A 24,732-nucleotide genomic window follows, 5' to 3' on the forward strand; every position below is an offset into this window, starting at 1 on the left:
ATCGGTCAGTGAGAGGCGAGGCCATGGTCACCAGCGCCGGCGAAACCAGCGAGCTGCCGAAGGTCATCAGCGTGGACGATCACGTGATCGAGCCCGCGCACCTCTTCGAGACGTGGCTCCCCAGCAAGTACCGCGACAAGGGGCCGACGCCGTTCACCGCGGGCATCGGCGAGCTCCAGTACATCGGCGGCAAGTACCGGTTCACCACCGACCCGGACGGCCAGATCACCGACTGGTGGGAGTACGAGGGAGGCCTCTTCCCGTACAAGCGCATCATCGCGGCCGTCGGCTTCTCCCGGGACGAGATGACACTCGACGGCATCACCCGTGAGCAGATGCGACGCGGCTGCTGGGACCCGAAGGCCCGGCTGGAGGACATGGACCTCAACCATGTCGAGGCCTCCCTCTGCTTCCCGACCTTCCCGCGTTTCTGCGGGCAGACCTTCGCCGAGGCCGAGGACAAGGAGGTCGCCCTCGCCTGTGTGCGCGCCTACAACGACTGGATGGTCGAGGAGTGGTGCGGTGACAGCGGCGGGCGCCTGATCCCGCTGTGCCTGATCCCGCTGTGGGACATCGGGCTCGCCGTCGCCGAGATCCGGCGCAACGCCGCCCGTGGCGTACGGGCCGTGACCTTCAGCGAGATCCCGACCCATCTGGGCCTGCCCTCGATCCACTCCGGCTACTGGGACCCGTTCTTCGCGGCGTGCGAGGACACGGGCACCGTGGTCAACATGCACATCGGGTCCTCGTCACAGATGCCGGCCGCGTCGCCGGACGCTCCCCCCGCGGTCCAGGCCTCGCTGAGCTTCAACAACGCCATGGCGTCGATGATGGACTTCCTCTTCTCCGGGGTCCTGGTCAAGTTCCCGCGGTTGAAACTCGCGTACAGCGAGGGGCAGATGGGGTGGATCCCGTACGCCCTGGAACGCGCCGACGACGTGTGGGAGGAACACCGGGCCTGGGGCGGGGTGAAGGATCTGATCCCGGAGCCGCCGTCGACGTACTACTACCGGCAGATCTTCTGCTGCTTCTTCCGCGACCGGCACGGCATCGAGGCGATCGAGACCGTGGGCGTGGACAACGCGACCTTCGAGACCGACTATCCGCACGTCGACTCGACCTGGCCCCACACCAAGCGGGTGGCCCAGGAGCATGTGGGCGGCCTGCCGGCCGACGTGGCCTACAAGCTGCTGCGCGGCAACGCCATCCGGATGCTGGAGCTGCCCTTCGAGTAGGCCGAGTAGGAGGGGGCACCGCTGGGAAGGGACCCCGCATGAAGGTCTCCATCGACGCCGGCCTCTGTTACGGTTCCGCGGAGTGTGCCCACCGCGCACCGGCCGTGTTCGCGTTCGAGGACGGGTACGGCACGGTCCGGCCCGGCCATGAGGATGCCGGCGACGACGGACTCGTACAGGAAGCCGCCGAGCGGTGCCCCTCCCAGGCCATAAGGATCAGCGAGAACGCATGAGCAGTGCCCTTTCCGAGGCCATGGTCACCCTCGGCCGACGTTATGTGCGCGACGCCCCGGGCTCCCTCGGCAAAGCGCTGCTGGCCGGGCGCTATCTGAATCCGTACCTGCGCGACCACCCCCGGCGGCGTGTGGTCGAGACCCTCTCCGGCGTCCGGTTCGCGGTCGACACCCAGGACCTCATCCAGCGCTATCTGTATCTCTTCGGGGTGTGGGAGCCGCACATGACCCGCTGGCTCCAGGGCCGACTGCGGCGCGGTGACGTCCTGGTCGACGTCGGAGCGAACGTCGGCTATCTGAGCCTGGTGGCGGCCCCCCTGGTCGGCGACACGGGCCGGGTGGTCGCCGTCGAGGCGTCACCCGCCTTCCACCGCCGGCTGCTGCGGAACATCGAGCTGAACCGCTGCGGCACCGTCCGCGCGGTCAACGCCGCCGTCTCGGACAAGCGGGAGACGCTGACCTTCGTCCTGGCCAGCTCCAACAACATGGGCGCCAACAGCATCGTGCCCTACGACGGTCCCGCCGAGTCGAGCTTCGAGGCGCAGGCGTGTCCGCTGCCCGAACTCCTGGAGCCGGAGGAGATCGCCCGGGCCCGGGTCATCAAGATCGACGTCGAGGGCGCCGAGGGCGCCGTCGTCCAGGGTCTGGCCCCCGTCCTCGACCGGCTGCGCCCGGACGCGGAGATCGCCGTCGAGGTCACTCCGGAACGCATGGCCCGGCTCGGCTACTCGGTCGACGACTTGCTGGAGACCATGCGAAAGGCCGGGTTCCATACATACCGCCTGCTCAACGACTATGCGCCGGAGAGCTATCCGGCTGCTCTGGGCCGGCCGGCGGCCCCGGTGCGGTGGCGGGGACCGGTCGTGGGCGAGAGCGAGCTGGTGTTCTCGCGGGTCGACGCCGAGACGCTCGGGTGACGCGACTTCCGCGAGCGGCCCGGCCGCTTTGGCTCTTCCCGCCGACGGATCCGGCGGCTCACGCCGGCGGATAGTGCCAGTCGACGTCCGCCAGAGCCCGCGCCCTCGCCTCGACGACCGCCATGCGCGCCTCGCGTTCCGCCGGATCGACGTGGGAGGCCTGTCCGGTCACCTGCCCCTCCCACTTCCGGTAGAGCAGCCCCACCTCCGCCGAGAACCAGCCACGGCTCACGGCGTTCAGCGCGAGCAGCAGGCCGGTGTCCTCGGACGCCGGGAGGGCCATCCAGCCGCCGAGGGCGAGCAGCAGGCCGCGGCGGACGAAGAGCGTCGCGGGGTGGACCTGGGCGCGGTAGCCGTTGGCCTTCCAGAAGCCGAGCACGGCCCCGCGCTCGACGGGGCCTTCGTCCGGATCGCCCGGGAAGCCGGCCGTCGAGCCGTCGGGCAGCAGGTCAAGGACCCGGGAGGTGGCCCACCCGAGGGTGCGGTCGGCCTCCAGAGCGGCCAGGTCCCGGACGAGTGCGCCCGGCGGCAGCTGGTCGTCGGCGTCCAGGATCTTGATGTACTCGCCGTCCGCGTGCGCCAGGGCGATCGTGCGGGCCACGCCGGGACCGCCGGGCCGGCCCTGCCGGAAGGTCACCCGCACATCGTCGGGGACGTACGGACGGACCTCGTCCGTCCTCCCGTCCTCCTGGACGACCCAGTGCCACTCCCAGCCGTCCGGGAGCCGCTGCTCGCGCAGGGACTTGTACGCCTCCGGCAGGAACCGTGCCGAGGGAGCGTGCACGGCGGTGACGACGATGATGCGCCGGCTCACGGCAGCACTCACCACCTTTCCAGGGTCGTGGTGAAGAGCAGTTCCGTGCGGTCGCCCGGCAGCGTGACGACGGAGACGTCCACCACGCGGTCGCCGATGTCGTACGAGGTCTTGCTGAGGACGATCACCGACGTGCCCGCCGGGAGGTCCAGCGCCTTGGCCTCCTCCGGCGTCGGGGGGCGTGCGGTGAAGCGTTCCTCGACGCGGTCCACCTCGATGCCGACGGTGTAGAGCTGGTGCTGCGTGCCGCCGGGCCAGGGCTCCTTGGTCTCGTCCAGGAGATCGGGGTTGGCCGCGATCATGTCGCGGACGAGATAGGAGGTGACGAGGTTGAAGGGCGCGGTCTCGGCCGCGTACCGCGTTCTGTACGTGCGTTCGAGCAGCGTCGTGCCCACCGGCACTCCGAAGGCGTCCGCCAGCTCGTCGGGGGCCTCGATCTCGCGGTATTTGGCGTAGAAGACGAGGTCGTCGAGGCGCAGACCGGTGTCGTGCTCCGTGGCCCCGGTCTCGGCCCGGGTGGCCTCCGGCTCCCGGGCGCGGTTCTTCTCCCACTGGTGCCGCCCGTTGTCACGGATCGCGAGCGTACGGGGGCGGCGGACGAAGTTGCCGCGGCCGTGCTGCTTGTCGATCAGGCCTTCCTCGCTGAGCAGCCGCAAGGCGTTCTGCACGGTCGGCACGCTCCGGCCGTAGTACTTCGCCAGGGCTGCCTCGGACGGCAGCCGGTCGCCGGGCTTGCGCAGGCCCTCCCGGATGGACCGGCGTATGTCGTCGGCGATCTCCTCGTAGGCCTTGGGCACGGATTCAGTCTAGCGACTCCTAAAGAGGTGTTGACGAGTTGTCGAGGTGGCTGTTTTGGGCGCGACGAGGACCCCCGGCCCGTGCGGGCCGAGGGTCCTGCCTGTTCAGTACGCAAGCTCGCCGTCACATCTGTCCTGCTCGTACCGCATCGTGTCCGTCAGCAGGCGAGGGGGGCTGTGAGCTCGCCCAGGGCGTCCAGCTCGTCCGCTTCCGTGGAGTCGTCGAGGGGGCGGTGGCGGCAGCTGGGGGCTTTGCCGTGGGCCTCTGCGCCGATCCGTTGCTTCATCGTGGGGGGCAGCGCCCTGACGTGGGGCCAGGACCAGGTATGGGACCAGGACCATCGCGACATCGACGGCAACGTCGGATGCGCCTCGCTGTTGCGCGGGGTCTCGGTCTGCGGTACCGCCGTGGCGGTGCTGGCCGAGACGAGTCCGAGCGCCGTGAACAGCGCGAGGAAGGCGGTGACGATGGTGGTCCACAGCTTCATGACCTTGTTCCGGGCCATGGCCCCTCACTTTCGGGTCGGGCGATTTGCGTACTTTCCTCATGATGTGTATAGGGGTCGCGAAGTGGTGGACCTCCGCCCGTGGCGCGTCGATGTTCTGATGAACACCACCCGGATGGAGGCGCGGGCGTCGGAAATGTTCCGGAACGGGGTGAGAGGGCCCGAAGAGAGAGCAAAGTGACCGTCCGTGGAGGTGTGATCACCCTCCGATCGGAGCGGCGCGATCCTCACCCATTGCCCTGTCGCGGGCGGGAGTTGGCGTCCGACGCAGGTCACCGATCGGTATCGGTCGGTGTGTATAGTCGGGCGGCAGAGGTCCCCTACGTCAACGAAAGACGAGGTCGCGCGGTGAAGAAGCTTCTCCTGGTCGCACTGGCCGCCATCGGCGGGCTCCTCGTGTACCGCCAGATCCAGGCGGATCGCGCCGAGCAGGATCTGTGGACGGAGGCGACTGACTCCGTGCCCACGGGTTCGTGAGTACAGATACCGGAATCTGATCAGACCCCGACCGCGCTCGCGGTCGGGGTTTTGTGTTGCCGGGGGGCCGGGGCGAGGGCCCCGGGGCGGCGCTTTTCGGACGCTCGTCCGGATTTCACGGATGGTGCGGGGGCGGGCGGGGCAGGATGGCCACGGTCCGGTACGACTCGGTCACAGCGGCCGGTGCACGACGACGAGGGGGCGCGCGATGATGCGGCGTACGGCGTGGCGGTGGACGGGGGGACACCGGAGCCGCCGTCGTCCGCGCGCTGCCGCTGTGCGAGCCGTCGTCGCGGGCGCGGTGCTGTGCGCGGCGTCGGTACTGCCGGGCGGGAGCGCCGTGGCGGCCGGTGCGCCGGGCGGCAGCGCCTATGCCTTCGCCGAGGACGACCGCAGCGTCGCCGGAGCGAGGAGCACCACGGACGCCGCACTGCTGAAGCCGGGCCGGACGTACCGCAGCTCCATCTCCAGGGGCGTCAAGCTCTCCTACCGCCTCGAACTCGACGCCACGACGACCGCGTACGTCCCCGTCACCCTCGTACCCCCCGCGAACGCCACCGTCACCGCCTCCGACGGCATCAGGGTGTCGCTGCAGGACGCCGACGGCACCCCCTGCTCCTATGCGTCCGCCCGCTTCGGCGGCGGGCTGAGCCCGCGTCCCGTCACGGCGCTCGGGATGCGCGAGACCGGCAAGACGCTCTGCCAGGGGGACGGCCCGTACTACCTGCTCGTCGAGCGTCTCGACGCCACCGGGTCCGAGAACGCCTCCTCGTCCGGCGCCTGGGACCTTGAACTCGCCCCCGTCGCGGAGCCACGCCTGGAGAAGGCAGGGGCCACGACGGCGCCCGAGGCCTGGGACTCCGCCTCCCCCGAAGCCCTCGCCGGCGACCCCGGGCAGCGCAGTGGCGGAGCGGGCTTCGCCACGGCACGGGCGCTGGAACAGGGCGTCTGGCGGACCGGCATCGAGCCCGGACAGACCCTCTTCTACAAGGTGCCGGTCGACTGGGGCCAGCAGCTCTACGCCACAGCCGAACTGGGCAGTTCGAGCAGTGACGGCGGCTATGTCAACGGCGCCCTCGACCTCGCGCTCCACAACCCCGTCCGAGGCCACGTCGACGACGTGGCCCGCGGCTACACGGGCAGCCAGACGACGGCCACCGTCGCCCCCCTGCCACCCGTCGAGTACCGCAACCGGTACGCCGTCGCCGACGACGTGCGCGGCATGCGCTTCGCGGGCTTCTACTACGTCGTCGTCCATCTCAGCGCCAAGATGGCCGACACATTCGGCAAGGGACCCTTCGGGCTGACGCTGCGCGTGCGCGTCAGCGGCACCCCGCACGCCGGACCCGGATACGCCGGACAGCCCGAGCAGCACAAGCTCTTCGAAGTCACCCCGCAGGACCGCCAGGCGGCGGCGGCCGGCGCCGCGGCGGACTCCGGCGGCGGTGACCCCGCGATGAAGGCGGTCGCGGTCGCCGGCATCGGCACGGGCACCGCGCTGCTGGTCCTGCTCGGGGCGTGGACGGTGGTGGCCCGGCGGCGGGCCGGCGCTCAGATCCGGGTCAGCGCCCAGAAGCCCACGGCATAGCAGGCCAGCGCGAGCAGCAGGATCGGGACCGCCGCCTTCGCCGGGGGGCCGGGGCGACGGGCGCGGCGCGCTCGGCGTCTGGAGCGCTGCGGCGGAGTTCCCTGCGCGGGAGGCGGAAACTGCGGGTCCTGGGCGGTGTACGAAGCGGTGGAGGCGTCGACTCGCTGCTGCGGCACCGGTGTCAGAACCTGGGTGGGGTTCCACGGGTGATGCGGCTGGAACGGCTGGTACGGCTGCTGTTGCGGCTGGAACCCCTGGGGAGTGTGCGCGGTGTACGTCGGCTGGGCGGGCGTTTCCGGTCGCTCCTCCGGCTGGGCCGCACGCGGCGGCGGCAGATGGAAACTGCCGGTGTCCGACATGGTGGAGGGCTGCGAGCCGGTGGTCAGGCGTGGATCGACGGGTATGGCGGTGTCGGCGGCGGGTGTGGCCGCGTCGGCGGCCGGCCTGGACGGCCGGGAGCCCGTGTCTCCCGCTCCTGCAGCCTCCGCCCCCGTGTCCATGCCTGCGTCCACCCCCGGAGCCCGCTCGAGGGGCCCCTCGAGCCCGAAGCCCGGTGGGAGGGGGCCGAGTTGGTCGAAGATCTCGATCCACTCGTCGTCGGGGCCCGGCTCCGGCAGGAGCTCCCTGGCGGAGGCGAGGGCCTTGCGCGCCCCCGTCGCCGTGCGGAAGCGGGCCTGCGGATCGGGCTGGATCAGCGTGGCCACGACCTGCCAGAGCGGATCCGGGATGCTCTTGGGCGCACCCGGTGTCCCGTGCTCGGCGAAGTACTGCACGAGCGCCTTGGCATCGGGCTTGGCACCCTCCAGCAGATACAGCGCGACCAGGCCCACGGCGAACAGGTCGGACGGGAAGTCCGGCTCCGCGCCCATCATTTGCTCGGGCGCGAGGTAACCGGGCGTCCCCACCACGAGGTTGGTCTCCGTCAGACGCGGTTCGCCGAGCCGCATCGCGATGCCGAAGTCGGACAGCCGCAGCCGCGGGCGGCCGGTGCCGGTCGCTTCGAGCAGGATGTTGGCGGGCTTGATGTCACGGTGCACCACACCTTCCCCGTGCACCGCGGCGAGCCCGGACAGGAGCTGGTCGAGCAGCGTGCAGACGAACACCGGCGGCAGCGGGCCGTAGTCCCCGACCAGATGGACCAGCGAACCACCGGCGACCAGATCCATGGTGAACAGGACCTGGTCGTCGTCGGCGGCCCAGCTGGCCGGTGCGAGCACATGCGGATGGTCGATCCGCAGGGCCTGCTCCCGAACGAAGCGCAGGAGCGAGTGGGCGTCGCGCTGCTGCAGCACTTTGGCGGCCACATAGCGCCGGCGGCGGTGGTCCCAGGCGCGCCACACGGCGCCGACTCCTCCGCGACCGATCGGGTCGACCAGTTCGTACCGGCCGGCGAAGACCTCACCCATGGCTGCCCGTCGCTCCTCCCCCTGCGGTTGCCCCCTGCTTCCCCCGAGCTTCCCCCGTGATGAGTGATACGACCCCTCCGCGCCCCCGAGCCGTTCCCCGGACCCCGATCCGCCAGACCCCCTCCGGTGGACCGGGTCCTGGGATCAGCTCTGGTGGGACTGGTAGTGCGCGACCGCGTCGGAGGTGCGGCCCGCGCCGTACACCCGGAGGAACTCTGCCAGTTCCGGGTGGGTCGGGGCGAGAGTGTCGGCGGCCTCGATGATGTCCCCCGCGGCGGCCACCGAGCGCAGCAGCGACTGGATCTCCCGCACCACCCGCTTGACCGTCGGCGCACCCGAACTGCTCGTCGGCTGCGAGGTGTTGCTGAGCACGGAGCCCCCCTGCGACTTCTTGATCTCGTCCATGCGGTCCGTCGCCTCGGCCGCGCTCACGCTGCCGTCCGCGACCTGCGCCGCCAGGTCCTGCAGCAGCTGTACCCGCTGGACCACCGCGGGATTGCCGATCTTCGCGCGCTGTCCGCTCATCAGCTGCGACAGCATCGGCGCGGACAGTCCCAGCACTGCCGCGAGACGAGCCTGATTGAGGCCAAGATCGTCGATGAGCTTACGGAAGAGCGCCCCCAACGGCTCCCCGTACCAGTTCCGCTGCAGCTCCCGCGCTCTTGCGGTGGCTTCCTGCTGTGCGGCGTCCATTGCGTCTCCCCATCGCTTCCCCAGAACGTGGTTCGCTGTAGCGAACCACGTCGAGCATCTTACGGAGAGTGGTCGTCCACGGGGACCCCCAAGTTTTTTGCGAGATACCGGGGGTGACCCGGTACTCTGGTCTGCGGCGCCCACCGGAGTGTGATCCTTCCGGAGGTCGTCTCTTACGCGGGGCCTTAGCTCAGTTGGTAGAGCGCTGTCTTTGCATGGCAGATGTCAGGGGTTCGACTCCCCTAGGCTCCACACAGGAAAACCCCACCTGGCCTGCGGAAACGTCGGCAGGTGGGGTTTTGTGCCGCTGGACCTGCCCGCGCGGGCGGCGGGCGGAGGCCCGAAGGAGGCGGCTTCTTTCGGCCAGGGCGTACCGCTGCCGCGGGCCGGGTTCTCCCGCCTCTCTCCGCCGCGATCAGCGGCCCGGTCCCGCCCCTCGTCCGAGGCCACTCGGTGTGACCTCGGTGAGTGTGGGCGGCCAGGTGGGATCGTGGCCGCCGAGCCTGGGTACGCGAAGGCCATGCGGGTGAGCGTGGTGGACGCGGGATCCAATACGGTCCGACTGGTGGTGGCCGACGCGGAGGGCGGTGTTCCGCTGCCGGTCCACACCGTCAAATGGCGACTGCGCCTGTCCGAGCAGGTCGAGCCCGACGGGACGATCGGCGAGGAGGCGGCGGCGCGGCTGGTGAAGGCCGTTGCCGCCGCGGGCGGCGCGGCGGAGCAGTGGAGGGCTGCGGGCCCGTTGGCGTTCGCGACCGCGGTCGTGCGCAACGCACCCAACCGTCAGGAGGTACTGGACCGGGTGCGGTCGGAGACGGGCATCCGGATGTGCACCCTGCCGGGGGAGACGGAGGCACAGCTGACGTTCCTGGCGGCCCGCCGCTGGATGGGCTGGCAGGCCGGCCCCCTCGCGCTCCTGGACATCGGGGGAGGCTCGCTGGAGGTGGCCTTCGGGCGCGGCCGCCTGCCCGACTTCGCCGCCTCCCTCCCGCTCGGCGCGAACCGGCTGACCCGGGAGTTTCTCTGCGCCCAGGACCCGCCCGCCCAGGCCGAGTTGAAGGCGTTACGGCGCAGAGTCCGCCACGAGCTGCGGGACGTTGCCGCGCGGGTCCGCTGGGAGGGCCCGCGCACCGCTGCCGTCACCTCCCGCACCTTCCAGCAGCTGGCCCGGCTGTGCGGCACCGCCCCCGGACGCCATGGCCCCTTCGTGCAGCGGGACATGCTCCGCAGCGATCTGCGCCAGGTCATCGGCGCGCTCGCCGCCCTTCCCGCGGCCGAACGCGCCCAGCTGCCCGGGATCTCCGCGCCCCGCGCCGCCCAGAGCCTGGCCGGAGCCCTCGTCGGGCACACCGCCATGAAACTGATGGGCCTGCGCAGGGTCGCCGTCTGCCCCTGGGCCATCCGCGAAGGAGTCCTGCTCCGCTATATCGAGGACGGAGCCGACTGGTGGGCGGACGTCACCAGCGACATCGGCACCGATACCGACGCCGATCCCGCCATCGAGCCGTCCACCGCACTGCGTATCGCCATCCCGGCGGAGGTTCCACGTGAAACATCGCCGGGGGGCAGAAGACCCTGAAGTCTTCTGCCCCACAGCGATGTTCGCGATGCCGGATGCCGGCGGCGGTGCCGGAGGTCAGTGGCGGTGCTTGTCGTCCTTCGCCGCCTGTTCCTCGGCCTCCTTGGCCTGCACCTCGGGGTCGAGACTGCCGTCCACCGACGACAGACGGCCGGACTCGGGCACCTCCGTGGCGGCGGGCGGTTCCACCAGCCAGTCGGGGTTGGTCTGCTTGTCCCACCACTTCCAGGCGACGAAGGCACTGGCCGCCACGGCACCCAGAGCGACCAGCACCTTGGCGACACGGCCGGCCTTCGCCTGCCGCTCGTGCTTGCGGACCAGCTTCTGGATCTCCTCCGGTGAGACCTGACCGCGCAGCGCGGCCAGCGCGGCGACACCCCGCGCGGTGGCCTCGTCACGCATCGGCCCCGCCGCCGCGACGGCCTGCTCGATCCTCGGCCGCGAATAGTCGGCGGCCTGCCGGGCGGCCTTGCGGGTGAGCACGGCCGCGTCGTGCGCGGCTTGGTCGACCTTCGGCGGCACATGCGCAAGGGCCTGTTCCAGGCGCGGTGCGAGATGGGCGTCGTACTGGACGCGGGCCTGTTCGGCGGCTTGGGACACCACGGGCGCAAGCCGTACGCGTGCCTCCTGCGCGTAGTACGAGGCACGCTCCTTGGCCGTGTCGGCGTAGGGCGCCACCACTTCCGCGGCGTGCAGCACGCTGTCCTTCGCCGAGCCGGTCGCGGCGCGCACGCTGTCAATGCGGGTCACGGCTTCCTCCTCCTCGGTGGCGTACGGTGTTTCGACTTTCCACACTTTTACGGATCATGCCTGTCAAGCATCTGCGCGGCACGCGAGGGAGGGCATACGGGTGCCGATGCACTCGATCAAGCGACAAGCGAGAATGAATGACAAATTCTGGACAACAGGAGCTTGTCGTCGACAATGCCACGGATCGCCGCCGCGCGCTCCCGCCCAGAGATGACTCGACCTGTTTTCCGCAAGCGATTCGCGCGGATGAGCGCGCATCGACCTCAGCCGGGCGACGCGATGGCCCGCCCGTGCGAGGATCGGGGGATCACAGGAAGACAACGGAAGGCAGATCGTGGCCGAGCAGCTCTACGCCACCCTGAAGACCAACCACGGCGACATCGAGATCCGGCTGTTCCCGAACCACGCGCCGAAGACGGTCAAGAACTTCGTCGAGCTCGCCCAGGGCGAGCGCGAGTGGACCCACCCCGAGACCGGCGTGAAGAGCTCGGACCGGCTCTACGACGGCACGATCTTCCACCGGGTGATCAGCGGCTTCATGATCCAGGGCGGTGACCCGCTCGGCACCGGCATCGGCGGTCCCGGGTACGAGTTCGAGGACGAGTTCCACCCGGACCTCTCCTTCAACAGGCCCTATCTGCTCGCCATGGCCAACGCCGGCCCGGCCACCAACGGCTCGCAGTTCTTCATCACCCTCGGCCCGACCACGTGGCTGAACCGCAAGCACACCATCTTCGGCGAGGTCGCCGACCCGGCCGGCCAGAAGGTCGTCGACGCCATCGCCAACGTGCCCACCACGCGTCCCAACGACCGGCCGGTCAACGACGTCGTCATCGAGTCGGTCGTCGTCGAGAAGCGCGAGGGCTGAGCCCGAGGGGCTCGCCGGTTTCTCCCGGAGGGAACCAAACGCCCCGCTCGTCCGTAAGGATGAGCGGGGCGGTGTCATTGCCCACCACGACCGAGGGGATCTCATGGACCAGGCTGCAGACAGCGCGCAGGACGCCCAGCGCGTGCCGGTGTGCTATCGGCACCCGGACCGCGAGACCGGCGTCCACTGCACCCGATGCGAGCGTCCGATCTGCCCCGAGTGCATGGTCAGTGCGTCCGTGGGCTTCCAGTGCCCCGAATGCGTCCGCGGCGGCTCGGGCACCGGGCACTCCCCGGCCGCGTCCCGGCCCCGGACGGTCGCGGGAGGCACGGTCACCTCCGACCCGCGGCTGGTCACCAAGGTGCTGATCGGCCTCAATCTGGCCTTCTTCCTGGTCCAGCTCGCCGTCGGCGACCGCTTCACCGACCGGTTCGACATGATCGGCCAGGCCTACGTCCCGCTTCTCGGCACGGTCCAGGGCGTGGCGCACGGCCAGGACTACCGGCTGCTGACCGCGATGTTCCTGCACGCCGGCTTCATCCACATCCTGTTCAACATGCTCAGCCTGTGGTGGATCGGCGGCCCCCTGGAAGCGGCCCTCGGCCGGGCCCGGTACATCGCGCTGTACTTCGTCTCGGGGCTGGCCGGGAGCGCCCTCAGCTACTTGCTGGCCGCACCCAACCAGCCCTCGCTGGGCGCCTCCGGAGCGATCTTCGGCCTCTTCGGCGCGACCGCCGTCCTGATGCGGCGGCTCAACTACGACATGCGCCCGGTCATCGCCCTGCTGGTGATCAACCTCATCTTCACGTTCAGCTGGAGCGGCATCGCCTGGCAGGCCCACATCGGCGGGCTGGTCGCGGGCGTCGTGTGCGGCTACGCCATGGTTCACGCCCCGCGCCGGCACCGGAATCTGATCCAGTACGGCACCTGTGCGCTGGTCCTGGTCGTGGTCGTGGTCATGACGCTGCTCAGGACCGCTCAGCTCACCTGATACCGAACCGTTGTCCACAGCGTGTGGCGGATCTTGTGCACGCTGTGCGGGAACAGCTGTGCCCCCTGCCGCTCAGGTGTGTTTTCCCAGGTCGGGCAGGGGGCGAACAAGTTTGCGGTCACCGGTAGGCCAGTCACACCGGCGTCAACACTCGATGAGTTATCCACAGATCGTCGTTCTTTTTCCCCACTGTGGAAAACAGCTGTGGATAACTCAGCGGATAGCCCTGGGCAGAGCTGTGTTCACCGGGAGGTGGCCGCTACTTCCACTGGGTGGAGACGCCGAATCCCGCCGCGATGAAGCCGAAGCCGACCACGATGTTCCAGTTGTCGAGCTTGTCGATCGGCAGCGAGCCGTCGGTCACATAGAACACGACGATCCAGGCCAGACCGATGAGGAACATCGCCAGCATGACCGGCGCGACCCAGGCGCGATTGTTCAGCTTGATGGCCGTCGCCTGCTTCGCGGGCGGCGGCGTGTAGTCGGCCTTCTTGCGGATACGTGACTTCGGCACGAGGGTCTCTCCTGTCGATGCGCTGCGTGGCCGCGCAGGTAACTGGGTCGGTCCGGGGCAGCGTACAAGGGGACACTTAGTGCTCCCCCGGGCGTCCGTTAGCGTAGTGCTTCCGCGGCGCCGAAGGAGATAAGGGTACGTTGAGCAATTCTGCCGACTCCCCCGGGACGGGATCAACGGGTCCCGGCCCTGCTCTCGCATCGCGTGTCAGGCCGGTGCGGATCCTCACGGCTGCCGTGTTCGCCCTCGCCGGGCTCATTTTCTTCACCAGCTTCAATACGGCCAAGGGCACCGACATCCGTACGGATGCCTCCATGCTGAAGCTCTCCGACCTGATCCAGGAGCGCAGCCGCAAGAACAAGGGGCTGGACGAGTCCAACGCGACCCTGCGCGACAGCGTGGAGTCCCTGGCCCAGGGCGACGACGGCAGCACGGAGGCCGAGGACCGCAAGCTCGCGGCGCTGGAGAAGAACGCGGGCACCCAGAAGCTGACCGGCAAGGCGATCACGGTCACGCTCAACGACGCCCCGCCGAACGCCACCGCCAAGCTCCCCGGCTATCCCGAGCCGCAGCCCGACTACCTGGTCATCCACCAGCAGGACCTGCAGGCGGTGGTGAACGCCCTCTGGAAGGGCGGTGCCGAGGGGATCAAGGTCATGGACCAGCGGCTGATCTCCACCAGCGCGGTCCGCTGCGTGGGCAACACGCTGATCCTCCAGGGCCGCGTCTACTCACCGCCGTACAAGATCACGGCGGTCGGGAACCCGGACAAGCTGCAGAAGGCGCTCGCGGCGAGCCCGGCGATCCAGAACTACATGGTGTACGTCAACGTCTACGGCCTCGGCTGGAAAGTCACCGAGGACGGGACGGTGACTCTTCCCGGCTACTCGGGCACAGTGGATCTGCACTACGCGAAGCCCGTGCAGTAGCCGTCCGCCCAGGAGCCGCCGGTGCGCGTGATCGTCAGGTCCGTCAGCGAGCTCTGCATCACCGCCGGCGCTCTGATCGTGCTGTTCGTCGTCTATGTGCTGTTCTGGACCGGTGTGAAGGCCGACAGCGTCATGGACGACCAGATCGACCAGTTACAGCGGGAGTGGTCGAAGGGTGCGGTCGAGCATCCGGCGGCGGGCCCCGGCGCCTCCGTGAGCCCGGCCGAGCCCGAGGCGTACCACTACGGCAAGCCCTTCGCGATCATGTACATCCCGCGGCTCGGTTTCACGTGGAACAAGCCCGTGCTCGAGGGCACCGGCACGGATGTGCTGAAGAAGGGCCTCGCCCACTACGCCCGCACCGCCCGGCTGGGGCAGGAGGGCAACTTCGCCGTCGCGGGTCACCGGCGCACCTACGGCGACCCGTTCAAGGACTTCCCCGAGCTGAGGCGGGGGGACGCGGTCGTACTGACGAACGGGACGACCTGGTTCACGTATCGGATCGACAAAGGCCCCTACAAAACAGTTCCGACGGACGTTGAAGTGATCGACCCTGTGCCACGTAAGTCGGGGTATACGCATCCAGGCCGCTATCTCACGCTGACCACGTGCGATCCGGAATGGGGGCACAGTCACAGGCTGATCGTCTGGGCGCACCTGGACTCCACACAGCCCGTGGAGGCAGGCAAACCGAAGGCTCTGCGCCGTTAGTCTGGTGGCTACGGCGTGAGTCAGGTGCCGTGGCGCGACGGAAGGGACGGCATGTACGGCTGGATCTGGCGGCATCTGCCGGGCAACGCATGGGTGAAGGCACTGACCTCACTCGTGCTGGTCCTGGCCGCGGTCTACGTCCTGTTCCAGTACGTCTTCCCGTGGGCCGAACCGCTGCTGCCCTTCAACGATGTGACGGTGGACAACCAGTGAGTGCGCGGATTCTCGTCGTCGACAACTACGACAGCTTCGTCTTCAACCTGGTCCAGTATCTGTACCAGCTGGGCGCCGAGTGCGAGGTGCTGCGCAACGACGAGGTGTCCACGGCGCACGCCCAGGACGGTTTCGACGGCGTGCTGCTGTCGCCGGGCCCCGGCACCCCCGAGGAGGCCGGCGTCTGTGTGGACATGGTCCGCCACTGCGCCGCCACCCGGGTCCCCGTCTTCGGCGTCTGTCTCGGCATGCAGTCGATGCAGGTGGCGTACGGCGGCGTGGTGGACCGCGCGCCGGAGCTGCTGCACGGGAAGACCTCCCCGGTCGAGCACGAGGGCAAGGGCGTCTTCGCCGGACTGCCTTCCCCCTTCACGGCGACCCGCTACCACTCGCTGGCGGCCGAGCCGGCCACGGTTCCGGCGGAGCTGGAGGTCACGGCCCGTACCCACGACGGGATCATCATGGGCCTGAGGCACCGTGAGCTCCCGGTCGAGGGGGTGCAGTTCCACCCCGAGTCGGTGCTGACCGAACACGGGCACCGGATGCTGGCGAACTGGCTGGTGGAGTGCGGGGACCAGGGCGCGGTGGCGAGGTCGGCGGGGCTCGCCCCGGTGGTGGGCAGGGCCACGGCGTGACCGCGCTGCGCCCGGAGCGCGAGACCGATGCCTCGTACGGGGATCAGTCGTACGGGGCTTCCGGTGCGCTCGGGGACCAGTACGGGCAGGGGGGCTACGCAGAGCCGTATCTGCCTCCCCTCGACGAGGAGACGGTGGCGCTGCGGCTGCCGGATCCGCCACCGGGGGCCGGGAGCAACGCCACATACGCCTCTGGCGCCTCATCCGCCTCCTCGGCCACCGGAACCCCGGTGGGCGGCCGGGCGGCCCGCAGAAAGGCCGCCAAGCGGCGTGGCGGGCGTCATGGCGGCGGGGCGCGGGCGGCGGAGCCGCGCAGGGAGGAGGGCGGGGCCAAGGCGCCGCTCTCCCGTGTGGAGGCCCGGCGCCAGGCGCGGGCGCGCAAGCCGGGCGCGGCCGTCGTCGCGAGCCGGGCGATAGGCGAGGTGTTCATCACCACCGGCGTGCTGATGCTGCTGTTCGTCACCTACCAGCTGTGGTGGACCAACGTCCGGGCCCATGCGCAGGCGGGCCAGGAGGCGAGCAGCCTGCAGAACGACTGGGCGAGCGGGAAGCGGGAACCGGGGACGTTCGAGCCGGGTCAGGGTTTCGCCATCCTGCACATTCCCAAGCTGGATGTGGTGGCGCCGATCGCGGAGGGCGTCAGCAACAAGAGGGTGCTCGACAAGGGCATGGTGGGTCACTACGGCGAGAGCCCGCTGAAGACCGCCATGCCGAGCGCGAAGACCGGCAACTTCGGGCTGGCGGCGCACCGCAACACGCACGGCGAGCCGTTCCGGTACATCAACCGGCTCAAGCCGGGCGACGACGTCGTGGTCGAGACCCAGGACGCGTACTACGTCTACAAGATGACGTCGATGCTGCCGGTGACGGCGCCCAACAACACGAGCGTGCTGGACCCGATCCCCAGGGGATCGGGCTTCACCCGACCGGGCCGCTACATCACCCTCACCACGTGTACGCCGGAGTTCACCAGCAAGTACCGGCTGATCGTCTGGGGCAAGATGGTCGAGGAACGGCCGCGCAGCAAGGGCAAGCCGGATGCGCTCGTCGAGTAAGGGCAGATGAACAGTGGCAGCGACCGCCGACGACACCGAAGAGCAGACGGACGCGCCGGATGCGGCGCCGGTACGGCGGCGCCGGGGCACCGGGCGTATCGCCACGGCGGTCAGCGTCTTCGGCGAACTTCTCATCACGGCCGGCCTGGTGCTCGGCCTGTTCGTCGTCTACTCCCTGTGGTGGACGAACGTCGTCGCCGACCGGCAGGCGGACCGGCGGGGTGACAAGGTCCGCGACAGCTGGGCCCACGACGGCGGTCCCGGCGCGCTGGACACCAAGGACGGCATCGGCTTCCTGCACGTGCCGTCGATGGACAACGGCGAGGTCCTGGTCGAGAAGGGCACGTCGACGAAGGTCCTGAACGACGGTGTGGCCGGCTACTACACGGACCCGGTGAAGGCGGCCCTCCCCATGTCCGGCAAGAAGGGCAACTTCGCCCTGGCCGCCCACCGCGACGGCCACGGCGCCAAGTTCCACAACATCGACAAGGTGGCGAAGGGCGACCCGATCGTCTTCGAGACGAAGGACAAGTGGTACGTCTACAAGGTCTACGCCGTGCTCGACGAGACCTCGAAGTACAACGTCAAGGTCCTCGCCCCGGTCCCGAAGGAATCCGGGAAGAAGAAGCCGGGCCACTACATCACACTGACGACGTGCACGCCGGTGTACACGAGCCGGTATCGGTATGTGGTGTGGGGGGAACTGGTGCGGGTGGACAAGGTCGACAGCAAGCGGACGCTGCCGGAAGAGCTGCGCTGACCGCTCGAGGTGCCGTGATGCCGTAAGACAGGGCCCCGGCGCTCCTGCGTGAGGAGTGCCGGGGCCCTGTCTGTCGTGGCCGGTCGGTCAGCCGAAGGTACCGCCGAAGAGGTTGGTACCGCCGTTGTTGCCGCCGTTGTTGCCGCCATTGCCGAAGCCGACGGTCGTGAGGGTGATGGTGGTGCTGTTCGGGTCGGCCGCGCTGCCCGCGCCCGGGTCCTGCTGGCTGACGAACGCGTTGTCGTCCTGCGAGCTGCCGTCGGCGAACTGGATGTTGTTGAAGCCGTTCTGCTGCAGGATCTTCTTGGCGTTCTTCACGGTCTGACCGACGACGTTCGGCACCTGCGTCTGCTGCTGCTGCGCCTTGCCGATCTGGATCTGCACCGTGGAGTTCTTGTCGACCTGCTGGCCGGCCTGCGGGTTGGTCGAGATGACCTTGCCGACCTGGTTCGGGTCGCTGGTGTCCACCTCGACGCAGTTGCCGGTCAGGTTGTTGTCCGTCATCTGGGCCTTGGCCGCGTCACAGCTCTGGCCGGTGACGTCCGGGACGGTCGACTTCTCCTGGGCCTTGGCGACGGTGAGGGTGATCACGGAGCCCTTCTCGCGCTCTGTGTCGCCCGCCGGGTTCTGGGCAATGACGACGCCCGGCGTCTGGTCGGACACCTGCGTCTTCTGCTCGACCTTGAAGCCCTTGTCCGTGAGCTGGGCCTCCGCCTTTTCGAAGGTGAGGCCCTTTACATCCGGCACCGTGACCTTCGGGGCCCCCGTGGAGACGACCAGGGTGATGGTGTCGCCCTTGTTCACGTCCGTGCCTGCGGTCGGGTCCTGGGAGCAGACCGTGTTCTTCGGCTGTTTGTCGCACGGCTTCTTTGTGAACTTGAGCTTCAAGTCCACGTTCTCGGCCATCCGGCTGGCGTCTTCCTTCGTGTGATCGACGAAGTTCGGAGCAGCGAAAGGCTTGTCCGCGCCGTTGTTCCCGTTGAACGCGTACTTCCCGATCAGGATCGCGCCGACCAGGACCAGGATGCCCGCGACGATGAGGAGGATCGTGGAGGTGTTGTTCTTCTTCGGCTGGCGGCGGCGGTCGGGGCGGTCGTCGTAGCCGTAGCCGGCGTCGTCCGGGTTCATCGGCGGCAGCATCGTCGTCGCGCCCGCGTCCGCGCGCAGGGCCGTCGTCGGCTGGTCGTCGGGGTAGCCGCCGTAGCCGACCGAGCCCATGGCCGCCGTGGCCGCCACCGGCTGGCCGTCGAGGCAGGCCTCGATGTCGGCGCGCATCTCGTCGGCGGACTGGTAGCGGTAGTTCGGGTCCTTGACCAGCGCCTTCAGGACGATGGCGTCCATCTCGGGCGTGATCTCGGGGTCGAAGACGCTCGGGGCCTGCGGTTCCTCGCGGACGTGCTGGTAGGCGACCGCGACCGGGGAGTCCCCGACGAACGGGGGCCGTACCGTCAGCAGCTCGTAGAGCAGGCAGCCCGTCGAGTAGAGATCCGAACGCGCGTCGACCTGCTCGCCCTTCGCCTGCTCCGGGGAGAGGTACTGGGCGGTGCCGATGACGGCCGCCGTCTGCGTCATGGTCATGCCGGAGTCGCCCATGGCGCGGGCGATGCCGAAGTCCATGACCTTGACCTGGCCGTTGCGCGTCAGCATGACGTTCGCCGGCTTGATGTCACGGTGGACGATGCCGCTGCGGTGGGCGTACTCCAGGCCCTGGAGGATGCCGATGGTCATCTCCATCGCACGCTCGGGCAGGAGCTTGCGACCGCTGTGAAGCAGCTCACGGAGCGTGGACCCGTCGACGTACTCCATCACGATGTACGGGATCGAGACCCCGTCGATGTAGTCCTCGCCCGTGTCATAGACCGCCACGATCGCGGGATGGTTGAGCGAGGCGGCCGACTGGGCCTCCCGGCGGAAGCGGGCCTGGAAGGACGGATCACGCGCGAGGTCCGCGCGCAGCGTCTTCACCGCCACGGTGCGGCCGAGGCGGGTGTCATGCGCGAGGTAGACCTCCGCCATGCCACCACGACCGAGCACCTGGCCCAGCTCGTACCGGCCGCCGAGGCGACGCGGCTCTTCCATAGCTACCTACCAGCCCTCTCGTCGGTCTCGGCCGCGCACGTGCGTGTGCGGCCGGAGGCTGCCGTCCGGGCCTACCGTACCCGGCTGGCGCTGTGTGACCTGGCCAAGCCCGTCACCCGATACAGGACCGGTATCGCAACGTGCACCGATGTGAAGGGGACGTGAGCGGGGTCACTCACTTCTTGGACTCGATGACCGCCTCCATCACGTTCTTGGCGATCGGGGCCGCGAGGCCGCCGCCGGAGATGTCGTCTCGGTTGGCGTGGTCGTCCTCGACCACGACCGCCACGGCGACCGGCGCGCTGCCGTCGCTGAGCTTGGCGTACGAGATGAACCAGGCGTAGGGGTTCTCGCTGTTCTCCACGCCGTGCTGGGCGGTACCGGTCTTGCCGCCCACGGTGACGCCGCCGATCTGCGCGTTCTTGCCGGTGCCGTCCTTGACGACCGTCTCCATCATCGACTGCAGGATCTGCGCGTTCTTCGCCGACAGCGGCTCGCTGAGCTGCTGCGGCTCGGTGGTCGACACGGTGTCCAGGTTCGAGGACTGGAGCTTGTCGACCATGTACGGCTTCATGAGCTTGCCGCCGTTGGCGACGGCCGAGGCGACCATGGCCATCTGCAGCGGGGTCGCGGCGGTGTTGTACTGGCCGATCGAGGACAGCGCGGTCTGCGACTGGTTCATGCCGTCGGAGAACACCGAGGCGCTGGAGCGGGTCGGGACGAACTGCTCCTCGTCGAAGCCGAACTTCTTCGCCTCCGCCAGCATCTTGTCGTTGCCGAGATCGGCGCCGATCTTGCCGAAGACGGTGTTGCAGGACACCTGCAGCGCCAGACGCATGGGCGCGTTCTTGCAGGGGATGTTGCCCTCGTTCTTCAGCTGGGTCGTGGTGCCCGGCATGGTCCACGGCAGCGGCGACCTGGTGTTCGTGTCGGCGTCCGGGTACAGGTTGTTCTCCAGCGCGGCCGCGGCCGTGACCACCTTGAAGGTGGAGCCCGGCGGGTAGGTCTCGCGCAGCGCCCGGTTCAGCATCGGGTCGGCGGGGTTGTACTTCTTCTGGAGCTTCTTCCAGGCCTCGGCGTCGCTGTTCCGGTCACCCGCGAAGGTCGAGGGGTCGTACGACGGGTAGGAGGCCAGCGCCAGGATCTTGCCGGTGGACGGTTCCAGCGCGACCACCGCGCCCTTGCCGCCCTGCTTCGCCAGGCCGCTGAACGCCGCCTTCTGCGCGGCCCCGTTCAGCGTGGTGACGATGTTGCCGCCCTGCTGCGGCTTGCCGGTGATCATGTCGAGGGTCTTGCGGAAGAAGAGCCGGTCGTCGTTGCCGGTGAGGATGCCGTCCTCGATCTTCTCCAGGAAGCTGCCGTCGAAGGCCTGCGAGGAGTAGCCGGTGATCGGGGCCCACATGGGGCCGTTCTTGTAGGTGCGCTTGTACTTGTAGTCGCCGCTCTTGGCCTCGACCGAGCCGGTTATGGGGTTGCCGTCGACGATGATGTCGCCGCGCGGGTACGCGTAGCGCTCGATGGCCACACGGCGGTTCTTCGGGTCGGTGCGCAGTTTGTCGGCCTGGGCGTACTGCAGCCAGTTGTCACGGATCAGCAGCGCCAGGACCAGGAGTCCGCAGAAGATCGCGATTCGGCGCAATGGCTTGTTCACGTCCGGCCTTTCCACAAGCTAACAGGTGCGCCTGTTTGCTTCAGTCTCTCGGTGTCGCTGGTGCTGGCGCTCATCCTTGGCCGCCCACAGTCTAGAGGCAGTGGCTGTGCCTCCAGGCGGGACAGTCGACAACGACTGATCCATAGACGTACTGGAGGGGCGGAGGGTTCCAGGAGAAGCGGACGGCTTCCGGTCCCGGTGAGTGCGGGGAGCGGAAGCCGTCCGTCGGAGGTGTGCCGAGGGGCTGGTCAGCGCTTCGGCGAGGTGATCACGATCACCCGGTGGGGCCGGAGCTTCCGGGGCGTACCACCTGGGTCATCTCGGCGTCGGGGTTGCTGGCGGGGCTGGGGGCGGGGCGGCGGGCCGTATCGCTGATACGGATGAGAATGCCGATCAGTGCCCAGTTGGCCAGCACGGAGGAACCGCCGTACGCGAGAAACGGCATCGTCATACCGGTCAGCGGGATGAGCCCCATCACACCGCCGGCCACGACGAACACCTGCAGCGCGAAGGCGCCGGACAGGCCGACGGCGAGCAGCTTGCCGAACGGGTCGCGGGCGGCGAGGGCGGTGCGCACACCGCGCTCCACGATCAGGCCGTAGATCAGCAGGATCGCCATGATGCCGGCCAGGCCCAGCTCCTCGCCGAAGGTGGCGAGGATGAAGTCGGAGTTGGCGGCGAACCGGATCAGGTCCGAGTGGCCCTGGCCCCAGCCGGTGCCGAGGGTCCCGCCGGAGCCGAAGGCCCACAGCGCCTGCATGGCCTGCTCCGAGTGGAGCCTCCCGTCGTGGACCCCGGCCCGGCTGAGATTGAACTCACGCATGGGGTCGAGCCACGCCTGCACACGCGTCTGGATGTGCGGCTCGAAGCTCGCCACGCCGACGGCGCCGACCGCGGACATCAGCAGACCGAAGACGATCCAGCTGGTCCGCTCGGTGGCGACGTACAGCATGATGACGAACATTCCGAAGAACAGCAGCGACGTACCGAGGTCGGTCTCGAAGACGAGGATGAGGATCGAGATCGCCCAGACGACGAGGATCGGGCCGAGGTCGCGGCCGCGCGGCAGGTACAGGCCCATGAAGCGGCGGCTGGCGAGGGCCAGGGCGTCGCGCTTCACCATCAGGTAGCCGGCGAAGAAGATGGCGAGGACGATCTTCGCGAACTCACCGGGCTGCAGTGAGCCCAGGCCGGGGACCCGGATCCAGATCTTGGCGCCGTAGATGTTGGCCCCGAGGCCCGGTACCAGCGGGAGGATCAGCAGGACCAGCGCGCCGAACATGGAGATGTACGTGTAGCGCTGCAGGACACGGTGGTCCTTCAGGAAGATCAGCACGACGACGAACAGCGCGATGCCCAGCGCCGTGTACAGCAGCTGGCGTGGCGCGGCCGTGACGAAGTTGGGCAGCGACTGGAGCAGCTTCGACTGGTCGAGCCGCCAGATGCACACCAGCCCGAGCCCGTTCAGCAGGGTGGCCAGCGGCAGCAGCAGCGGGTCGGCGTACGGGGCGAACTTCCGCACGCCGAGGTGGGCGACACCGGCCAGCAGACCGAGGCCGAGACCGTAACCCAGCAGGCCCGAGGGCACCTGGCCGTCGATGGCCAGGCCCACGTTGGCGTACGCGAACACCGGGATGACCACCGCGAAGACCAGCAGGGCCAACTCGGTGTTGCGCCGGCTCGGTGCGCCGATGGCGCCGATCGTGGACGTGTGGTGCGTCGAACTGTTGGAAGTACTGCTCATCGTGTGACGGGGCCTCTCACGGCTTGCCTACTGCTTACCGCACAGCGAGACGACCTTCTGCTCATCCTCCGAGAGCGTGGGCCCGGGGCTGGGAGTCGCGGTCGCGGACGGGGTCGAGGACGGAGACTTCGAAGGGGACGTCGTAGACGGAGCCGAGTTGGACGGGTTGGGTGTCGGTGAGGCCTTGGACGTGAGGGAGGTACGCGTGGTTCCCGTGGTGCCCCCGGCCTCGCCCTGGCCCGTCTTGGCGTTCTTCTCGCTCTCGGCGGCCGTGCGCTCGGCCTCCTTCTTACAGGCGGAGGCCTGCACGGACAGCTCCTGGACCTTCGACTGGGCCTTTGCGAGGTCGCCCTGCGGGATCGTGTTCTTGACCTGCTTCTGCTGGTAGGGCGGCAGGTACTTGAGTTCGATCTCGGGGTGGTCCTTCTCGACCTTCGACAGCGACACCCAGGCCAGGTCCTGGTTGATGCCGCGGTACAGCGCGACGTGCTCGCCCTTCGCGCCGACGTAGTACTGCGTCTGCGTCCAGCGGTAGCCGCCGTACAGGCCGCCGCCGATGACCGCGAGGGCGAGACCGCCGTACAGGGATCTCTTCAGCCACTTGCGGCCCTTGCTCGGCTTGACGAAGTCGTCGTCGGTGTAGTCGCCGAAACTGCCCTGAGGGACGTAGCCGGTGGTGTCGCCGGAGCCGGGCGGGCCGAACTCGCCGCCGCCCTGGCCGTGCCCCTGGCGGCCGAGGTGGGAGGCGCGGCCGGCCGGGGTCTGCATGATGCCGTTGTCGTGCAGATGGTGCTGGTTCTCGGCGACCGCGCCGACCACCACCGGGGTGTCGGACAGCTGGCCGGCGAGGGTGTCACCGGTGTCCAGGTCGAGGACGTCGGCGACGATGACGGTGATGTTGTCCGGGCCGCCGCCGCGCAGCGCGAGCTGGATCAGCTCCTGCACGGTCTCCTGCGGGCCCTGGTAGCTGGCGAGGGTCTCCTCCATCGTCTGGTGGGAGACGACGCCGGAGAGGCCGTCGGAGCAGATCAGATAGCGGTCGCCGGCGCGGACCTCGCGGATCGACAGATCGGGCTCGACATGGTCACCGCTGCCCAGTGCCCGCATCAGGAGGGACCGCTGCGGGTGCGTGGTCGCCTCCTCCTCGGTGATCCGGCCCTCGTCCACGAGGCGCTGCACCCAGGTGTGGTCCTGGGTGATCTGCGTGAGCACGCCGTCACGCAGCAGATAGGCGCGGGAGTCGCCGACGTGGACGAGGCCGAGCCGCTGCCCGGTCCAGAGCAGGGCGGTGAGCGTGGTGCCCATGCCCTCCAGCTGGGGGTCCTCCTCGACCATGGAGCGCAGCTGGTCGTTGGCGCGCTGCACGGCGGCGCCGAGGGAGGTGAGGATGTCGGAGCCGGGCACGTCGTCGTCGAGCGTGACCAGCGTCGAGATCACCTCGGAGGAGGCGACCTCCCCGGCCGCCTGGCCGCCCATGCCGTCGGCGATGGCGAGCAGGCGCGGACCGGCGTAACCGGAGTCCTCGTTGCCCTCCCGGATCATGCCTTTGTGCGATCCGGCGGCGAAGCGCAGTGACAGACTCATGCG

Annotated in this window: 25 protein-coding genes and 1 tRNA gene; 15 read left to right on the plus strand and 11 right to left on the minus strand. The window is 69.1% G+C overall.

The features are described 5' to 3' along the window. Nucleotides 1–23: 23 nt before the first annotated feature. From Q8A52_RS29985 to Q8A52_RS29995, 3 genes are read left to right on the plus strand one after another with little or no spacing between them, the layout of a single operon-like run. Nucleotides 24–1,235: an amidohydrolase family protein gene (locus Q8A52_RS29985; RefSeq protein WP_316757041.1), complete on the plus strand. Its 1,212-nt coding sequence runs from the start codon at nucleotides 24–26 to the stop codon at nucleotides 1,233–1,235. 38 nt (nucleotides 1,236–1,273) lie between these two features. After that, on the plus strand, nucleotides 1,274–1,468 hold the full coding sequence (locus Q8A52_RS29990) for a ferredoxin (RefSeq protein ID WP_316757043.1): 195 nt from the start codon (nucleotides 1,274–1,276) through the stop codon (nucleotides 1,466–1,468). Continuing rightward, a complete protein-coding gene (locus Q8A52_RS29995; protein WP_316757045.1) occupies nucleotides 1,465–2,385 on the plus strand; it encodes an FkbM family methyltransferase in 921 nt (306 codons plus the stop codon). Before Q8A52_RS29990 ends, Q8A52_RS29995 begins: the two co-directional genes overlap by 4 nt. 58 nt (nucleotides 2,386–2,443) lie before the next feature. On the opposite strand, the gene Q8A52_RS30000 is transcribed toward Q8A52_RS29995, so the two are convergent. The 3 genes from Q8A52_RS30000 to Q8A52_RS30010 all read right to left on the minus strand — a co-directional run bounded on the left by Q8A52_RS30000 (nucleotide 2,444) and on the right by Q8A52_RS30010 (nucleotide 4,502). Then, a complete protein-coding gene (locus tag Q8A52_RS30000; RefSeq protein WP_316757047.1) occupies nucleotides 2,444–3,199 on the minus strand; it encodes a glycosyltransferase family 2 protein in 756 nt (251 codons plus the stop codon). 8 nt (nucleotides 3,200–3,207) lie between these two features. Continuing rightward, nucleotides 3,208–3,996, minus strand: a complete 789-nt coding sequence (locus Q8A52_RS30005; RefSeq protein ID WP_316757049.1) for a GntR family transcriptional regulator — start codon at nucleotides 3,994–3,996, stop codon at nucleotides 3,208–3,210. A gap of 158 nt (nucleotides 3,997–4,154) precedes the next feature. After that, nucleotides 4,155–4,502 carry a DUF6344 domain-containing protein gene (locus Q8A52_RS30010; RefSeq protein WP_316757051.1) on the minus strand — a complete coding sequence of 116 codons (348 nt, stop codon included), beginning with the start codon at nucleotides 4,500–4,502 and terminating at the stop codon, nucleotides 4,155–4,157. Between the two features lie 348 nt (nucleotides 4,503–4,850). Here Q8A52_RS30010 and Q8A52_RS30015 point away from each other — a divergent pair, with 348 nt between their 5' ends. Together Q8A52_RS30015 and Q8A52_RS30020 are read left to right on the plus strand one after the other, a co-directional pair. Then, nucleotides 4,851–4,979: a DLW-39 family protein gene (locus Q8A52_RS30015; RefSeq protein WP_003999697.1), complete on the plus strand. Its 129-nt coding sequence runs from the start codon at nucleotides 4,851–4,853 to the stop codon at nucleotides 4,977–4,979. A gap of 277 nt (nucleotides 4,980–5,256) precedes the next feature. Beyond that, nucleotides 5,257–6,567 carry a hypothetical protein gene (locus Q8A52_RS30020; protein ID WP_316757053.1) on the plus strand — a complete coding sequence of 437 codons (1,311 nt, stop codon included), beginning with the start codon at nucleotides 5,257–5,259 and terminating at the stop codon, nucleotides 6,565–6,567. On the opposite strand, the gene Q8A52_RS30025 is transcribed toward Q8A52_RS30020, so the two are convergent. After that, complete coding sequence (locus Q8A52_RS30025) at nucleotides 6,531–7,973, minus strand: serine/threonine-protein kinase (protein WP_316757055.1); 1,443 nt, start codon at nucleotides 7,971–7,973, stop codon at nucleotides 6,531–6,533. The genes Q8A52_RS30020 and Q8A52_RS30025 overlap by 37 nt on opposite strands. A 144-nt stretch (nucleotides 7,974–8,117) precedes the next feature. Beyond that, nucleotides 8,118–8,666, minus strand: a complete 549-nt coding sequence (locus Q8A52_RS30030; RefSeq protein ID WP_316757057.1) for a helix-turn-helix domain-containing protein — start codon at nucleotides 8,664–8,666, stop codon at nucleotides 8,118–8,120. A gap of 179 nt (nucleotides 8,667–8,845) precedes the next feature. Here Q8A52_RS30030 and Q8A52_RS30035 point away from each other — a divergent pair. Both Q8A52_RS30035 and Q8A52_RS30040 read left to right on the plus strand, forming a co-directional pair. Then, nucleotides 8,846–8,918: transfer RNA gene (locus tag Q8A52_RS30035), tRNA-Ala, on the plus strand. Between the two features lie 238 nt (nucleotides 8,919–9,156). Further along, nucleotides 9,157–10,245, plus strand: coding sequence for a Ppx/GppA phosphatase family protein (locus tag Q8A52_RS30040; protein WP_316757059.1), 1,089 nt, complete (start codon nucleotides 9,157–9,159; stop codon nucleotides 10,243–10,245). Between the two features lie 57 nt (nucleotides 10,246–10,302). On the opposite strand, the gene Q8A52_RS30045 is transcribed toward Q8A52_RS30040, so the two are convergent. Further along, nucleotides 10,303–10,995 (minus strand): DUF5324 family protein, encoded by a 693-nt coding sequence (locus Q8A52_RS30045; RefSeq protein WP_316757060.1) that lies wholly within the window; start codon nucleotides 10,993–10,995, stop codon nucleotides 10,303–10,305. Nucleotides 10,996–11,329: 334 nt separating this feature from the next. Here Q8A52_RS30045 and Q8A52_RS30050 point away from each other — a divergent pair, with 334 nt between their 5' ends. Next, a complete protein-coding gene (locus tag Q8A52_RS30050; protein WP_316757063.1) occupies nucleotides 11,330–11,863 on the plus strand; it encodes a peptidylprolyl isomerase in 534 nt (177 codons plus the stop codon). 103 nt (nucleotides 11,864–11,966) lie between these two features. Beyond that, nucleotides 11,967–12,854 (plus strand): rhomboid family intramembrane serine protease, encoded by an 888-nt coding sequence (locus Q8A52_RS30055; RefSeq protein WP_316757065.1) that lies wholly within the window; start codon nucleotides 11,967–11,969, stop codon nucleotides 12,852–12,854. 259 nt (nucleotides 12,855–13,113) lie between these two features. Here the strand turns inward: Q8A52_RS30055 and crgA are convergent, their stop codons facing one another. Next, nucleotides 13,114–13,368, minus strand: a complete 255-nt coding sequence (gene crgA, locus Q8A52_RS30060) for a cell division protein CrgA (protein ID WP_316757068.1) — start codon at nucleotides 13,366–13,368, stop codon at nucleotides 13,114–13,116. Nucleotides 13,369–13,508: 140 nt separating this feature from the next. Here crgA and Q8A52_RS30065 point away from each other — a divergent pair, with 140 nt between their 5' ends. From Q8A52_RS30065 to Q8A52_RS30090, 6 genes are read left to right on the plus strand one after another with little or no spacing between them, the layout of a single operon-like run. Next, nucleotides 13,509–14,297, plus strand: a complete 789-nt coding sequence (locus tag Q8A52_RS30065; protein WP_316757070.1) for a DUF881 domain-containing protein — start codon at nucleotides 13,509–13,511, stop codon at nucleotides 14,295–14,297. 21 nt (nucleotides 14,298–14,318) lie between these two features. Then, entirely contained in the window at nucleotides 14,319–15,008 is a 690-nt protein-coding gene (locus Q8A52_RS30070; protein ID WP_316757072.1) for a class E sortase, read from the plus strand. A gap of 15 nt (nucleotides 15,009–15,023) precedes the next feature. Further along, entirely contained in the window at nucleotides 15,024–15,221 is a 198-nt protein-coding gene (locus Q8A52_RS30075; protein WP_316757074.1) for a hypothetical protein, read from the plus strand. Continuing rightward, nucleotides 15,218–15,856, plus strand: coding sequence for an aminodeoxychorismate/anthranilate synthase component II (locus Q8A52_RS30080; RefSeq protein ID WP_316757076.1), 639 nt, complete (start codon nucleotides 15,218–15,220; stop codon nucleotides 15,854–15,856). The genes Q8A52_RS30075 and Q8A52_RS30080 overlap by 4 nt, the downstream gene beginning before the upstream one ends. After that, nucleotides 15,853–16,911 carry a class E sortase gene (locus Q8A52_RS30085; RefSeq protein WP_316757078.1) on the plus strand — a complete coding sequence of 353 codons (1,059 nt, stop codon included), beginning with the start codon at nucleotides 15,853–15,855 and terminating at the stop codon, nucleotides 16,909–16,911. Before Q8A52_RS30080 ends, Q8A52_RS30085 begins: the two co-directional genes overlap by 4 nt. Nucleotides 16,912–16,924: 13 nt before the next feature. Further along, the gene (locus Q8A52_RS30090; protein ID WP_316757080.1) at nucleotides 16,925–17,671 is read left to right on the plus strand and encodes a class E sortase; all 747 of its coding nucleotides are present in this window, start codon (nucleotides 16,925–16,927) and stop codon (nucleotides 17,669–17,671) included. Between the two features lie 87 nt (nucleotides 17,672–17,758). Here Q8A52_RS30090 and pknB read toward each other — a convergent pair whose 3' ends face one another. From pknB to Q8A52_RS30110, 4 genes are all read right to left on the minus strand, one after another. Beyond that, the gene (pknB, locus tag Q8A52_RS30095) at nucleotides 17,759–19,750 is read right to left on the minus strand and encodes a Stk1 family PASTA domain-containing Ser/Thr kinase (RefSeq protein ID WP_316757081.1); all 1,992 of its coding nucleotides are present in this window, start codon (nucleotides 19,748–19,750) and stop codon (nucleotides 17,759–17,761) included. A gap of 175 nt (nucleotides 19,751–19,925) precedes the next feature. Beyond that, nucleotides 19,926–21,401 (minus strand): penicillin-binding transpeptidase domain-containing protein, encoded by a 1,476-nt coding sequence (locus tag Q8A52_RS30100; protein ID WP_316757083.1) that lies wholly within the window; start codon nucleotides 21,399–21,401, stop codon nucleotides 19,926–19,928. A 274-nt stretch (nucleotides 21,402–21,675) separates the two neighbouring features. Next, nucleotides 21,676–23,145: an FtsW/RodA/SpoVE family cell cycle protein gene (locus Q8A52_RS30105; RefSeq protein ID WP_316757085.1), complete on the minus strand. Its 1,470-nt coding sequence runs from the start codon at nucleotides 23,143–23,145 to the stop codon at nucleotides 21,676–21,678. Nucleotides 23,146–23,172: 27 nt separating this feature from the next. Further along, nucleotides 23,173–24,729, minus strand: a complete 1,557-nt coding sequence (locus Q8A52_RS30110) for a Stp1/IreP family PP2C-type Ser/Thr phosphatase (RefSeq protein WP_316757088.1) — start codon at nucleotides 24,727–24,729, stop codon at nucleotides 23,173–23,175. Nucleotides 24,730–24,732 lie beyond the last annotated feature (3 nt).

Origin of the sequence: Streptomyces herbicida, assembly GCF_032656585.1 — a bacterium.
GTDB lineage: Bacteria > Actinomycetota > Actinomycetes > Streptomycetales > Streptomycetaceae > Streptomyces > Streptomyces herbicida.